Source organism: Achromobacter pestifer, from assembly GCF_013267355.1.
In the GTDB taxonomy this organism is placed as follows: Bacteria; Pseudomonadota; Gammaproteobacteria; order Burkholderiales; family Burkholderiaceae_B; genus Achromobacter; species Achromobacter pestifer_A.
Map to the genome: position 1 here is coordinate 1,187,061 of NZ_CP053985.1, position 13,634 is coordinate 1,200,694.

General features: G+C 66.3%; 13 protein-coding genes. 10 read left to right on the forward strand and 3 right to left on the reverse strand.

Going from position 1 to position 13,634, the window contains the following annotated elements; translation table 11 throughout:
• The first annotated feature begins 3 nt into the window (after positions 1–3).
• From FOC84_RS05850 to FOC84_RS05870, 5 genes are all read left to right on the forward strand, one after another.
• Positions 4–1,263: an ABC transporter substrate-binding protein gene (locus tag FOC84_RS05850; RefSeq protein WP_173143594.1), complete on the forward strand. Its 1,260-nt coding sequence runs from the start codon at positions 4–6 to the stop codon at positions 1,261–1,263.
• 69 nt (positions 1,264–1,332) lie between these two features.
• On the forward strand, positions 1,333–2,214 hold the full coding sequence (locus FOC84_RS05855) for a branched-chain amino acid ABC transporter permease (RefSeq protein ID WP_173143595.1): 882 nt from the start codon (positions 1,333–1,335) through the stop codon (positions 2,212–2,214).
• The gene (locus FOC84_RS05860) at positions 2,214–3,227 is read left to right on the forward strand and encodes a branched-chain amino acid ABC transporter permease (RefSeq protein ID WP_173143596.1); all 1,014 of its coding nucleotides are present in this window, start codon (positions 2,214–2,216) and stop codon (positions 3,225–3,227) included. The genes FOC84_RS05855 and FOC84_RS05860 overlap by 1 nt, the downstream gene beginning before the upstream one ends.
• On the forward strand, positions 3,224–3,940 hold the full coding sequence (locus FOC84_RS05865; RefSeq protein WP_173143597.1) for an ABC transporter ATP-binding protein: 717 nt from the start codon (positions 3,224–3,226) through the stop codon (positions 3,938–3,940). The genes FOC84_RS05860 and FOC84_RS05865 overlap by 4 nt, the downstream gene beginning before the upstream one ends.
• Entirely contained in the window at positions 3,940–4,644 is a 705-nt protein-coding gene (locus tag FOC84_RS05870) for an ABC transporter ATP-binding protein (RefSeq protein WP_088138874.1), read from the forward strand. The genes FOC84_RS05865 and FOC84_RS05870 overlap by 1 nt, the downstream gene beginning before the upstream one ends.
• 22 nt (positions 4,645–4,666) lie before the next feature.
• Here the strand turns inward: FOC84_RS05870 and FOC84_RS05875 are convergent, their stop codons facing one another.
• The 3 genes from FOC84_RS05875 to FOC84_RS05885 form a co-directional block, all read right to left on the reverse strand.
• Positions 4,667–5,722 (reverse strand): hypothetical protein, encoded by a 1,056-nt coding sequence (locus tag FOC84_RS05875; RefSeq protein WP_173143598.1) that lies wholly within the window; start codon positions 5,720–5,722, stop codon positions 4,667–4,669.
• 167 nt (positions 5,723–5,889) lie between these two features.
• Positions 5,890–6,477, reverse strand: coding sequence for a biliverdin-producing heme oxygenase (locus FOC84_RS05880; RefSeq protein WP_173143599.1), 588 nt, complete (start codon positions 6,475–6,477; stop codon positions 5,890–5,892).
• A 15-nt stretch (positions 6,478–6,492) separates the two neighbouring features.
• Positions 6,493–9,426: a TonB-dependent receptor gene (locus FOC84_RS05885; protein WP_254241917.1), complete on the reverse strand. Its 2,934-nt coding sequence runs from the start codon at positions 9,424–9,426 to the stop codon at positions 6,493–6,495.
• Positions 9,427–9,728: 302 nt separating this feature from the next.
• Here FOC84_RS05885 and FOC84_RS05890 point away from each other — a divergent pair, with 302 nt between their 5' ends.
• The 5 genes from FOC84_RS05890 to FOC84_RS05910 all read left to right on the forward strand — a co-directional run bounded on the left by FOC84_RS05890 (position 9,729) and on the right by FOC84_RS05910 (position 13,630).
• A complete protein-coding gene (locus tag FOC84_RS05890; RefSeq protein ID WP_173143600.1) occupies positions 9,729–10,268 on the forward strand; it encodes a sigma-70 family RNA polymerase sigma factor in 540 nt (179 codons plus the stop codon).
• Positions 10,261–11,232 carry a FecR domain-containing protein gene (locus tag FOC84_RS05895; protein WP_173143601.1) on the forward strand — a complete coding sequence of 324 codons (972 nt, stop codon included), beginning with the start codon at positions 10,261–10,263 and terminating at the stop codon, positions 11,230–11,232. Before FOC84_RS05890 ends, FOC84_RS05895 begins: the two co-directional genes overlap by 8 nt.
• 502 nt (positions 11,233–11,734) lie before the next feature.
• Positions 11,735–12,061 (forward strand): type 1 fimbrial protein, encoded by a 327-nt coding sequence (locus tag FOC84_RS05900; RefSeq protein WP_173143602.1) that lies wholly within the window; start codon positions 11,735–11,737, stop codon positions 12,059–12,061.
• Positions 12,062–12,186: 125 nt separating this feature from the next.
• Positions 12,187–12,693 (forward strand): sigma-70 family RNA polymerase sigma factor, encoded by a 507-nt coding sequence (locus tag FOC84_RS05905; protein WP_173143603.1) that lies wholly within the window; start codon positions 12,187–12,189, stop codon positions 12,691–12,693.
• Between the two features lie 7 nt (positions 12,694–12,700).
• On the forward strand, positions 12,701–13,630 hold the full coding sequence (locus FOC84_RS05910; RefSeq protein WP_173143604.1) for a FecR domain-containing protein: 930 nt from the start codon (positions 12,701–12,703) through the stop codon (positions 13,628–13,630).
• Positions 13,631–13,634 lie beyond the last annotated feature (4 nt).

Genomic DNA, 13,634 nt, shown 5'->3' on the forward strand with positions numbered 1-13,634 from the left:
CTCATGAGCACGAGCTTTCCCTATCGCCCTGCCGCCCTGCGGCACCTCTTCGCCGCCGCCGGCGCCAGCCTGCTGGTCCACGGCGCTGCCATGGCCGCCGAACCGGTCAAGATCGGCTATCTGATCCCGCTATCGGGCAGCGCCACCGCCTCCATCGGCAAGGACATGTCGCGCGCCACGCACCTGGCCGTCAAGCACATCAACGACGCGGGCGGCATTAAGGCGCTGGGCGGCGCGCAATTGCAGCTGATCGAAGTGGACACCCGCGGCGACGCCAAGGTCGCCATGACCGAGGTCGAACGCCTGATCACCCGCGAGAAGACGCCGGTGCTGCTGGGCGCGTTCCAGAGCGGCGTAACCTTCCCCGCCACCGCCGTCGCGGAAAAGAACCGCGTGCCATGGGTGGTGGACCTGGCCGCCAAGGCCGACATCACCGAGCGCGGCTTCAAGTACGTGTTTCGTCCCACGCAGATCCCGGCTTCGGGCAATGCCGAGAGCATGGCCGAATTCATTCAATACGCGGGCAAGACCACCGGCAAACCTGCCAAGACCGTCGCCATGGTCTACGAAAACACCGATTGGGGCCAGGATATGGCCAACACGCTGCGCGCCAAGTTCAAGGCAGCGGGCATAGACCTGGTGCTGGACGAAGGCTACCCGCCCAATTCGCCGGACCTGCGCCCGCTGGTGCTCAAGATCAAGGGCAAGAAGCCCGACGTCGTCACCGTGACCTCCTACGGCGCCGACGCGGTGCAGCTGCATAAGCTGCTGGCGCAGATGCGGGTCGGCTCGACCTATGTCGGCAGCGCGGCCGGCCAGATCGACAGCACCTTCATACCGCTGGTCGGCAAGGACATCGCCGGCAATGTCTACACCACCAATGGCTGGGCCGGCTATGAGTCGTCCATCACCACGCCGTTCGCCAAGAAGTTCTGGGACGATTTCGTCGCAGCCTACAAGGTCGATCCCAACGAACTGTCGGTCAGCGCCTACGCCGCGGTCTGGGTCATCAAGGACGCGTTGGAGCGCGCTGGAAAAGCCGATCCCGAAGCCATCCGCGACGCCCTGGCCCAGACCAAGCTGCAAGGCACCGACCTGAACAAGCTGGTGGGCTATGACATCGTGATCGACGCCAAGGGCCAGAACCCCGAGAAGCGCTACGTCATGCAGCAGATCACGCCCGACGGCCAGTACCGCACCGTGTGGCCGGAGAACCTGGCTTCCAAGTCCTACAAGATGGTCTGGCCCGCCGCCCAGCCCTGACCGACCCGGCGCCGCCGCGCCACGCCCGCAGCGTGGCGGCGGCGCCCCGTTACCGCTAGGAGCTTTCCCTTGACCACTACCCTACTCCAGGCGTTGCTGGGCGGTATCGCCAGCGGCGCCGTCTACGGCCTGATCGCGCTCGGCCTGAGCCTGCAGTTCGGCGTCATGAAGATCATCAATTTCGCCCACGGCGCCTTCCTGATGATGTCCATGTACGTCTGCTTTGCGCTCACCAGCCACTTCGGCCTGCACCCGCTGGCCGCCATGCCGCTGACGGCGGCGGCGCTGTTCGTGGTCGGCTACGCCTGCCAACGCTGGCTGATCGATGGCATCTACCGCAAGGAAACCTCGCGCGAGCCTATCGGTGTGCTGATCTTCACCACCGGCCTGTGGATCTTCCTTGACAATGCCTTCCTGGCGCTGGCCGGCCCCGACAGCCGCACCATCGATGCGCCCTGGGCCAACGAGGTCTGGATGCCGGGCGACCTAATCTTCACCTATCCGCAGATCGCCGGCCTGTTCTTCGCCTGCCTGATCACGGCGGCTCTGGTGCTGTTCCTGCGCCACACGCGCATCGGCCGCGCCATCCGCGCCACCGGCCAGGACCGCGAAGCCGCCAGCGTGCTGGGCATCGACAGCACCCGCGTCTATCGGCTGTCGTTCGCCATCGGTCTCCTGGTGCTGGGCGCGGCCGGCGCGCTGCTATTGCCGCTCTATCCGGTCAACCCCTTTGTCGGCGACATCTTCGGCCTGCGCGCCTTCGTCATCGTCGTGCTGGGCGGCATAGGCTCGGTGGCGGGCGCATTCTGGGGCGGCATCCTGGTCGGCGTGCTCGAATCGGTCGGCAGCCAGCTGATTCCCATCACCTATGCCGAGGCGCTCATCTTCCTGCTGTTTCTCGCCACCATGTATTTCCGGCCCAGCGGGCTGTTCGGCGTGGAGAACGAATAATGGCCAAGAAAAAAATGACTGCGGCCGCCGGCATCGCCGCGCTGGGCGTGCTGGCGCTGCTACCGCTGGCCAGCGGCAACCAGTACCTGCTGTCCGTTGGCGCCATGACGCTGCTGTACGCCTATCTGGCGCTGTCATGGAACATCCTGGGCGGCATCGCCGGCCAGCTCTCGCTGGGCCATGCCGCCTACTTCGGGCTGGGCGCCTATACCTCCACCTGGCTGTTCGTGAACCTGGGCCTCAGCCCCTGGCTGGGCATGTGGGCCGGCGCCGTCGTGGCGATGGGCGCCGCCCTGATCGTGGGCCTGTCCTGCCTGCAACTGCGCGGGGCTTACTTCGCGCTGGCCACGATCGCCTCATGCATGGTGCTCAAGACCCTGGTGGAAAACGCCGACACCCTGCTGGGCGGGCCGCGCGGCATGGAGGTCACGCTGCTGCGCGACGCGCCGTTGTACTTCCAGCACACCGGCAAGGCCTTCTATTATCTCGTTGCGCTGGCGTTCACCATCGCCGCGCTGCTGGTCAACCGCCACGTGCTGCGCAGCCGCTTCGGCTACTGCCTGACAGCCGTGCGCAACGACCAGGACGCGGCGATGGCGCTGGGCGTGCCGGTACGGCGCTACAAGCTGACGGCCGCCATGCTGAGCGCGGCCATGACCGCGCTGGGCGGCACCTTCTATGCCCAGTTCGTGCTCTACATCAGCCCGGACAAGGTTTTCGGCGCCAACCTCAGCGTCATCATCGCCGTGGTCTGCATCATCGGCGGACGCGGCACGCTGTGGGGTCCGGTGCTGGGCGCGTTGCTGCTGCTGCCGGGCGAGGAGCTGGCGCGCTCCCTGACGGGCGGCATGGTGGGCGCCGACATGATGTTGTATGGACTCTTGCTGATGATCATCATCCGCTGGGAGCCGCGCGGATTGATGGCGATCGTGGCGCGCCGCGCGAACGCGTCTGCGCGCGCAGCCGGTGCGCCAGCCAAGAGCGCCGGCCCCGCCCTGGGAGGCACGCGATGAACCTGCTTGAATTCCACAGCGTCAGCCGCAACTTCGGCGGCGTGCGCGCCTCGGACGAGGTCAGCTTCGCCGTCGGCGCCGACGAAATCGTCGGCCTGATCGGTCCCAACGGCGCCGGCAAGACCACGCTGTTCGCCATAGCCTCCGGCTTTGTGCCGCCCAGCAGCGGCGAAATCCGCTTCAACGGCGCCCGCATCAACGGCCAGGATCCGGCGCGCATCTGCGCCGCAGGCCTCGCGCGTACCTTCCAGATCGTCAAGCCCTTCGGCGACATGACCGTGTTGGAGAACGCCATGATCGGCGCCTTCCTGCGCCATCGGTCCCCAGCCCAGGCCGAGGAAATCGCGCAGGGCGTGCTGGCCCGCGTCGGCCTGGCCGGGCGCGAGCATCAGGTCGCGCGCACCCTCACCCTGTCGGGCCGCAAGCGGCTCGAAGTCGCCAAAGCCCTGGCCACTCAACCCCGGCTGCTGCTGCTGGACGAGGTGATGGCGGGCCTGACGCCGGTGGAGACCGAGGAAATGGTGGCGCTGATCCTGTCGCTGCGCGGCGACGGCATCAGCGTCCTGGTGATCGAACACAATATGAAGGCCATCATGCAGCTCTCCGACCGCATCGTCGTCATCCAGCAGGGGCGCAAGATCGCCGACGGCCTGCCGCAGCAGGTCGCGCGCGACCCGCTGGTGGTGCGCGCCTATCTTGGGGAGGCCGCCTGATGCTGGAAATCCGTCAACTGGACGCCGGCTACGGCGATGTGCAGGTGCTGCGCGGCGTGGACATGCATGTGGGCGAAGGCGAGATCGTCAGCCTGGTCGGCGCCAACGGCGCGGGCAAGAGCACGCTGATCCGCACCGTCATGGGTTCCCTGCCCGCGCTGGCAGGCGAAGTCCGCTTCCTGGGCGAGCGCATCAGCGGCCTGCCCGCGCACTTGGTGGCGCGCCTGGGCATGGCCCAGGTCATGGAAGGCCGCCGCCTGTTCGGCCACATGGACGTCGAGGACAACCTGCTGGTCGGCGCCGACGTGCTGCGCGACAAGCGCCGCAGCCGCGACAACCTGGACTGGGTCTACCAGCTGTTCCCGCGCCTGCGGGAACGGCGCCGTCAGCTGGCGCGCTCCTTCAGCGGCGGCGAGCAGCAGATGCTGGCCATCGGTCGCGCGCTGATGACCTCGCCCAAGCTCCTGCTGCTGGACGAGCCGTCCATCGGACTGGCGCCCATCATGGTCAAGGACATCTTCGACAAGCTGCCGCTCATCAACGCGCGCGGCATCACCATCCTGCTGGTGGAGCAGGACGTGCACCGTTCACTCAGCATGGCCGCGCGCGGATATGTGCTGGAGCACGGCGAGATCGTCATGTCCGGGCCGGGCGCCGAACTCCTGGCCGATGAAGGGCTGCGCCGGGCCTATCTGGGGGTTTGACGCAAGAACGGCACCCCGCGGGTCAGGCCAGATACGACGCAACCTCGTCACGCGTGAGATAGCGCGCAAACGTCATCGAGGGCTCCTGCGCCTCGTGCATGGCGCCGTTGAAACCAGACCAGTTGCGCTTCATGCCCTCTACGGTTTCCAGCGCGATCAGCACCCGCTTGCCATGGCGGGACACGTTGTGCCGCAACGCCGCCTCGCCCCAGGCGTAGCGCACGGCGTCGACCAGTTCGCCGCCGGCGTAGGCATCGGCCTGCAACCATTGAAAATCCGCGGTATCGCTGTCCTGGTCCGGCTCGCGCGCCGCGATCTCGCGCTTCACGCCCAGCGTCTCGGCGTGATCGCCGATGATGATCTGCAGCAGCGTGAAAGCATGAAAATTGTTGTTGACGGCATGCGCCCGCGCCACAAAACCCGTCATGCTGGCGGGCAGCACCACCACCAGCTCGTCCTCGTAGCCTAGCTGCGAGGCCAGCCACAGATAATGCAGATGCTCGAACGGCAGGCTGTCGTTGCTGGTGGCCATGGAATGCAGCAGCGTCATCAACTCCGCGTCGGATATCAAGGCGGCATGATTGCCGCGGTCGCGCAGGACCATGGTCATCATCGGCAGCACCAGCAGGTCGGCCGCCTGATGCAAGGCTTCCACCTCCCAGCGCCGATCTTCGGGCACATCGGCCATCCGTGACCCGGCATCCAGCCAGGCCTGGCGGTCGGCCTCCTCCACCTCATCGTCGTCATCTTCGACCTCCTGCGCGCAGTACGGGCTCAGGGTTTGCAGCCAATGCCGCAGCAAGCCTTGCAGGACAGAAAAGAGTATGGCCGGATCGGCGCCGTCTTCCACCAGCGAACCGCACATCAAGGCCACGGCGGCGGCGCGGCCAGGGTGCAGCGACGGCAGTAGATCGGCGCAGATCCGCAGGCTGGCATCGGCCTGTCCCGGCTCGCGGGCCCGGGCGAGAAAAGCGCTGACCTCGGGGCGCTGGAAAAACGGCTCCAGCGGGTCCAGATCGCCGGCAGTGGTGACCGGAGTGCGAAGCGCGGCGGCGAGTGTCATGTCGGAAACGGGCATGGAGATGGGCGTGCATGAAAGGGGCGGCGACCGCCGCCAGGCAAGCCCGGAGTTTACTGAAGCGGCGCCGGACGCGACAGCACCCAGCCCGCGCACGCCAGCATGCCCAGCCCTACCCCAGCGCCGCCCACCAGGCGGGATGCGCACTCCAGGCGCCCGACAATGGTTCAAGCAAGCTCCTGCTCGACGTAGCCGCGCACCGTCCCGAATGCGGCCTGGGCGCCTGTCACAACGAGCTGTTCCTCTTCGGCTGTCAGCGGTACCGCGTCCAGCGCCGCCGCGAACCCGCGCCAATGCCGCGCCACACCCTCCGCATGTCCGTTCAGATGCCGCGCGCCGAAATCCCGGTCCAGGCCTAGCCGGCTGCCGGCCAGTTTGTAGAGAACGGCCGCGCCCAACGTCGAGCCTTCGGACACGTACAGCCATCCAAGCGCATGCGGCAGAGAGGTTTCGGCATCAATGGCCGATGCTGCGCTCGGCAGGGCGTCACCGAGGTCCGCCAGATCCTGCGCGACCAGATCCAGGCGGCGCCGCTCGCTCAGGTCCGGCAACAGCGCCGCAAGGTCGACCCGCGCATAAAGCGCGTCGACATCGCGCATGAACCGGTACTGCACGCGCAGAAAGCCTGCATACCGCTCGCGGCTGTCGAATATGCCGGCGTCCATGATGCGGCGGTCCAGCGTATCGTGCGTGGACGTGGTGAGCGTCTTCAGGCGCTTGGCCCGGTCGGCGAGAGTGTGGGATGCTTGGGTCATGGCGGTTGCCTCGGGTTAGAACCTGGTCTGCAGCCCCACCCGCAGCGTGCGGCCGGGCGCGGGCATGAAGCTCTGGGCCAGGGGGTCCAGGTAGTAGCGGTCGGTCAAGTTCTGCAGCGAGACATTCACGACGGTGTGCTCGCGCAGCTTGTAGTTCAGGAACAGGTCGAACAGCGTGACCTGGTGATAGACCAGCTGCGGCGTGGTCGCGCCGGTCTGCCACGGCTGGTCGGCCTTGGCCGTGGGACCTGACGTGTAGGTCATGCGGCCGCCCACGGTCAGCGTGTCGTTGAAGAAACGCAGGCCTGTCGTCAGGTTCACCGCCAGCCTCGGCGGATTCTGCGTGTTCGTGTACGACCCCATGAAGCTGCCAGGCGTGCAATTCGGCGTGTTTCCGGTTTCCTGGTATTCATCCGCGCCGGCCCGCAAGCGCGCCGCGAACGCCGCATCGCAGGTCTCGGTCTTCAGGTAGTAGGTCGCCGACAGATCCGCGAACACACGCCCCGCGTCGTAGTGGGATTGCAGCTCCAGGCCGCTGGTCTTGTAGCTGTCGGCATTGCTGAACCGCATCAGGCCGTTCATGCCCGGTGTGGGGTCGTAATAACGGGTGATGTAGTTCTTGATGTTGTTGTTGAAGTACGCCACTTTGACGGCTGCCGAATCGCCATCCTTCAGCACATTGCCACGCAACGTGCTGGCGCCGATCTCCCAGCTGTTCGAACGTTCGGGCTTCAGGCCCTTGCCGGGATCGGTCTGCAGGACGCCACGGCTCGTCTCGAACAACGACGGCAAGCGCAGGCCTTGCGTGTAGGAGGCATAGACGAAAGTATCGGGCACGAGTTCGAAGTTCAAGCCCGCCGACGGCGCAAAACCGCCGCCGCTGCTACGCTGTTTTCCGGAGTAGTCGTAGCCGGTGACCACCCTCAATGTCCGCGCAGGGTAGACCCGGGTACTGGTCGCGCCGAAATCGTTGAATGGCACCCCCTCATAGGGATTGTTGGTGTTGTCAAACACGATGCCGTTGTTCAGCCGTGGATCCGTGGCGTCGGTGTACTGCCCGTTCTGGTCCGGGAACCACATCATGTTGCCCCAGCCTCCCGGCTTGGACGCCGTCACGTAGCGCAGCTCGCGTTCCTCGCGCCGCGCGGTGGCGTAGATGCCGTTGTCCTTGTTGGTGTAGTGGCTGTAGCGGCCGCCGCCCCACAGGGTCAGCTTGTCGGTCGGCTTGTAGTCCAGCTGCCCGCTGAAGCTGAACTCTTGCCTGGAAGCATCGCGCAGCATGCGGTTGGCGTTGATGTCGTGCTGCGTGGTGACCACGCCCTTCCGCGGACGGATGTCCTCGATCTGGAACGATCCGCCCAGATCCAGCTTGAAAGCGCCAGCGCCGGTCTGAAACCACGAGGTGTTGCTCAGGTCTCCGCCTATGCGGCGGTCGGCCTGCCGGGTCCAGTTGCGGTCTGATCGGTACGCCTGCGAAGCAGGCGCAAGCACCGAAGTCAGCAGGCTGGTCTTGGCATCCGTCAACCACAGATTCGCCGTCAGATCCACCAGCGGATTGCCCGCAGGCTGGTAGTTGTAGCGCGCCGTGTAGGTGTCGATCTTGGTCTCGCTCAAGGGGTACTGGTAGATGCCAGCGGTCCCCATGCGAAAAATGTCCGACGGCATGATCTCGCCCATGCGCCCGTCGAAGCTGCGGTAGCCCAAGTCAAGCGTATGGCCGTCCGCCGGGCGTATCGTCGCCTTCAGCAGGATCGACTCGGTGTTGGCGGAGGAATTCAACACCTCCTCTCCCGCGTTGTACACGGTGGCGACGCTTCCCTGCTCCTTGCCGTACTTGTTGTAGATGCGATAGCGATCCTGCCCCTTCTTGCCGCTGAAGTAATTGCCCTGAGTGCGGCGCGCATAGGCGGCAACAAGGTCCAATTTTTCATTCGTGTATCCCAGCGCAATGCTGCCGGACTGCGCTTGGGAACCGAACAGGCTGCCGCGGCTATCGTGCGGCAAGGATGCCAGACTGCCCTTGCGGTCATTGGGATCGCGATCGGCGGGCGCCACGCCGTTGTTCCACACGTCACCCGTCAAGCGCACGCCGAAGGCGTTGCCGTCCACCAGGATGTCCTGGATCCCGATGGTCTGCATCTCCACCGAACCGCCAATGGCGCCCGACTTGACCGACGGCCCCTTGTGGATCGTCACGCTGCTGATCAGGTCGGCGTCGATGTAGCTGCGTTGCTGCGTGCCCGCATAGCCCCGGTACACGTCCAATGCCTGTTCCGAGCCGTCCACCCTCACCGACACCCGGCTTTGCCCCTGGATGCCCCGGATGTTCACGTCCAGCCCGCCGCCGTTGCGGCTATCGCCCACCTGCACGCCGGGCACTCCCCTCAACAGGTCGCCCGCCGAAACACGGCCAAAGCGGTCGATGTCCTCGCTCGACAAGTACACGGACGAGCGGGGTGCGACGTAGACCTCTTTTTCCGGCGGCGTTTCGGCCGTGACCAGCACCGACGGCAAAGCGAACGCCCCAGCAGCCCCCTGCGCCGGCGCCAGCGCAAAGCTGCCGTCCTGACGCGGCACCAGCTGCAGCTGCGTATCCGCCAGCAACAATTGCAAGGCGCCTCGCACGGTGTAGCGTCCCACCAGCGCCGGAGCCGCCAATCCGCGGGTCAAGGCCGGATCGAACGACAGCAGCAGCCCCGACTGGCTGGCGAAACTGCCCAGCGCCGCGCCCAATGGCCCGGCGGCAATGTCGTAATTGCGCGGTGCGGGATCGTCCAGCGTTCTGGAAGCCGCTGCCGGCGCTGCGGGGACGGCTGCCGGCGCCGGCAGCGCGGAGGCCGCCACGGTGGATGCAGGCAGGCCGATCAAGGCGCAACGCAGCGCGAACGCAACCGGGCGCAAGCGCCATGAGGATTGCGGGCCAAGGGAAAGACGGCGGACTCGGAGCATGCTTTTCCTAACTCGTTGGGTCTGGTTCCCGCGCCGGGCGCGGGTTCTCAGACCCTTTGCCGCACGAGGTCGGAAAAGGGATATGTTTTTTGCACAATTATTTTTCATGCGCTGCGGGGCCGGGGCCTTTGCACTGTCAAAACCGTTTTGCTCTGTCGTGACGGAGGAGCTTGGGCTGTTGCATGCTGGCTTCACTTTGCCCCTCCCGATATTGCGAACCGTCAATTTGTGAATGATAATTGTTTTTATTTGAAAAGGAACTTGGCGTTTTCCCCGCCAGCCCTTGAATCGTCCGCTCCGCGATGACAGCCCCTAGTCCCACGTTTCCCACCGCAGAGCGCGACAGCATCGCGGCCCTATACATCGAAAACCACGCCTGGCTGCGCAACTGGCTGGCCTACCGGCTGCATTCATGGGGCGCGAGCATGGCGGACGATCTTGCTCACGACACCTTTGTGCGCATCCTGGCCGGCCGCAGCGACACGCGGCGCGCGGCTATCCAGCAGCCGCGCGCCTACCTCACCACCGTGGCGAAGGGCGTGCTGTTCAGCTGGATGCGCCGTCAGACGCTGGAACGCGCCTGGCTGGACGCGCTGGCCGCCCTGCCCGAGCCGCGGCACCCCTCGCCCGAACAGCAGACCATCATCCTGGAGACCCTGCACGAGATCGACGCCATGCTCGACACGCTGAAGCCGCGCATCAAACAAGCGTTCCTGATGGCGACGCTGGACGGCATGAAGCAACAGGAGATCGCGCAAGTCCTGAAGGTGGCCGTGCCCACCGTCAAGAGCTACATCCACAAAGCCTATCTGGCGTGCCTGAGCCTGATGCCCGATGAGTGACGCCGCCCTCGCCCCGCATATCCTGGAAGAGGCGGCCAGCTGGCTGTTGCTGATGCAGGACGCGCCGCTCGCGCCCGAGCAGCAAGCGGAGTTCGCACGCTGGCGCGCCCGCAGCAACGATCATCAACGCGCCTGGAAGCGCGCCGAACGGCTGCTCGCCCGCATGGGCGCCCTCCCCCCCGCCCTGGCCAAGCCCACGCTGCAACGCCCCGCGCACGCCGGCCGACGCGCCATGCTGCGCAGCCTGGCGGTCCTGCTGGCGGCGGCGCCCCTGGGCTGGCTGGCATGGCGGCATCAGGCCTGGCGCAGCTGGTTGGCGGCCGATTACGTCACCGCCGTGGGCGAACGCCTGGACATCAAGCTGGAGGACGGCGCGCAAGTCGCGCTGAACACCGACACGGCGCTGGATGTGCGCTACGACGAACGGCAGCGGCTGCTGCGCCTGCGTCATGGCGAAATCCATATCGCGACCGCAACGGACGTACAGCGTCCGCCGCGCCCTTTCCTGGTGCAGAGCGATCACGGCCTGATGCTGGCGCTGGGAACGCGCTTCACCGTGCGCCAACTAGCGAATTACACGCTATTGGCCGTATACGAAGGAGCCGTACAGATCCACCCGGACGGCGCCAGCGTCAACCCCGGCTCCAACATCATCGAAGCCGGCCATCAGGTCCGGTTCGACCGCGACGGCCTGGGTCCCATCGACGCCGCGGACATCAACGCACTGGCTTGGCGCAAGGGACTGCTGGTGGCGGACGACATGCCCGTGCTGCAATGGGCGAACGAACTGATGCGCCATGGCCAGGACGTCATTGAGTGCGAAGCGTCGCTGCGGCCGCTGCGGGTATCTGGCGCCTTCCCCCTCGACGACTTGCCGCTTGCCGTCGGCATGCTGGCCCAGACTTACGGCCTGCGCATGCGACGCGACGGATCACGCATACGCATCGGCCGCCAGGGGCGCTGATCGGAATCTCGTTCCTGGGTCGTCCTGCCATCGGCCGGGGATGCGCACAGCTCGCCCGCCCGCATCCCCCTTGCACGCGCAGGCCGCTTTCCGGCGGTTCTCCAACGCCGTGCTTTTGCTTATTGATTTTTCGTCGCGACCTGCCACAATGAAATCAAGCATTTCATGTTGGCCGACAGTCCGTTCCTGGTCCCCGACCGCCACCGCGCGCCCTCTGCCGCGCGATTCAAGGAGCCCACGATGCCGCCCATACTCCTCTCCCAGTTCGCGTAGCGAGCCGCCTCCCTTCTCGATACAGTACACACGCTAACGATCCCTCGCGGCGGCAGACCGCTGTGCGGACTGACGCGCCCGCGTTGCTGCAGCAAGCCAGGCACAGGCTCGCGTACACGAACACGGCGCGCCGACGGGTTGCGGTTAATTTCCGCCAGCGGACGCCGTTAATGAAGTGAAGACAGACATAGCTATCCCCCTCCGTTCCCAGTCGCAAGGAGTTGCTGTCATGTCCAAGCTCCACTATCGCCTGTCCCTGTTTTTGCTGGGTGTCTCCAGCAGCATCCTTCCCGCAGCCCACGCCGCGGATGGAACCATCTACTTCCAGGGAGCCATCGTCGAGGCGGCGTCATGCACGCCGCAGATTCAATCCCGCAAAGCCGTCGTCCGCCTGGAATGCGATGCCGAACGCGCCCGCGCCGCCGGCAAGCCGGCGGACCGCTACCGTCTTGGCGCCAGCCGCGTGAAGGTCGACGTGCAACCGGTTTCCCTCAAGGCGCGGCAGGCTGGGCAGAAGGACGCCCAGGGCTACATCGTCACCCTCGCCTATCTGTAGTCGTCAGCACCCGCAATCCGGCGGCCAACCGCAGCGCCGGATTGCCTGCGCCTCACCCTTGCCCTAAAATGCGAAGCAATCTTATTTGCATTTAGGCTGCAATCGTCAGCCCAGGGGAGAGGCCCATGGAGGCTGACAACTGCGATCCGCGCCAGCGCGTCGGCGCGCTGTACCGCGACCACCACGCCTGGCTGCAGCTCTGGCTGCGCCGGCGGCTGGGCAATATAGGCGACGCCGCCGATCTGGCGCACGACACCTTTGCCCGCATCCTCGATGCGCGCCTGCCCGCCGTCCTGCATGAACCTCGCGCCTATCTGACCACGGTGGCGCGCGGCATCCTGGTCAACTGGTACCAGCGCCGCGCACTTGAGCAGGCCTATCTGGAAGCATTGGCTCAACTACCCGAAGATCAGGCGCCCTCGCCCGAGCGCCAATTGATCGTTCTGCAAACCCTGCACGAGATCGACGCCATGCTGGACGCCTTGCCGGCGCCCGTGCGGCGCGCATTCCTGCTGTCGCAGATCGAAGGCCTGACGTATGAAGCGATCGCCTGCAAGATCGGCGTGTCGCTCATCACGGTGAAGCGCTACATGGCACGCGCCTTCCGGCAATGCCTGGCCTGCATGGAGTGAATCGCCAATGAGCGCCGTGGAAAACCCCATCCTCGACGAAGCCGCCGAATGGCTGGTCGTCATGCACGCCGGCGCAGTATCCGCCGAGGACCGCCGCGCCTGGATGGACTGGCGCTCGCGCAGCGCCGCCCATGAACAGGCTTGGCTGCGCGCCGAACGGCTGCTGGGCACGCTGGGCGGCATGCCCGCCGCGCTGGCCATGCCCGCGCTGGATCGGCCGCGCTCACGCCGCGCGGCCCTGGCCAAGCTGGCCGCGCTGCTGGCGGTGGCGCCCGCCGCCTGGAGCGCGTGGCGTTGGTCCGAGACCGAGGGCTGGACCGCCGATATCCGCAGCGCCACCGGCGAACGCCGCAAGATCCGCCTGGACGACGGCACGCGCCTGACGCTGGACACGGCCTCCGCCATCGACGTGCGCTATGACGCCGGCCAACGCATTGTCCTGCTGCGCGCCGGAGAAATCTACATCGAGACTGCCGGCGACCCGCGTCCCTTCGAGGTGCACACGCGCGACGGCAGGCTGCGGGCATTGGGCACCCGTTTCTCGGTGCGCTTGCAGGATGGCGAAACCCGCCTCGCGGTGCAGGAAGGCGCGGTGCGCGTCGCCACGGAACACGACACCCTGGTCCTGAACGCCGGCCAGCAGACCGCCTTCTCTGCGCGCGGCATCGATGCCGCCGCCGCATTGGATCCGGCCACCCTCGCCTGGACGCGCGGCATGCTGTTGGCCGACGGCATGCCGCTGGGCGCATTGGTGGCCGAGCTGGCACGCTACCGCAAGGGCGTCACGCGCTGCGATCCCGCCGTTGCCGCGCTGCGCGTGTCCGGCGCCTTCCCGCTTTCAGACACCGACCGCTCGCTGGCGATGCTGGCCGCCACCTATCCGGTGACGGTCGCCTCGCGCGTGGGCGGCTACTGGATCACGGTAGGCCCGGCCTGAAGCC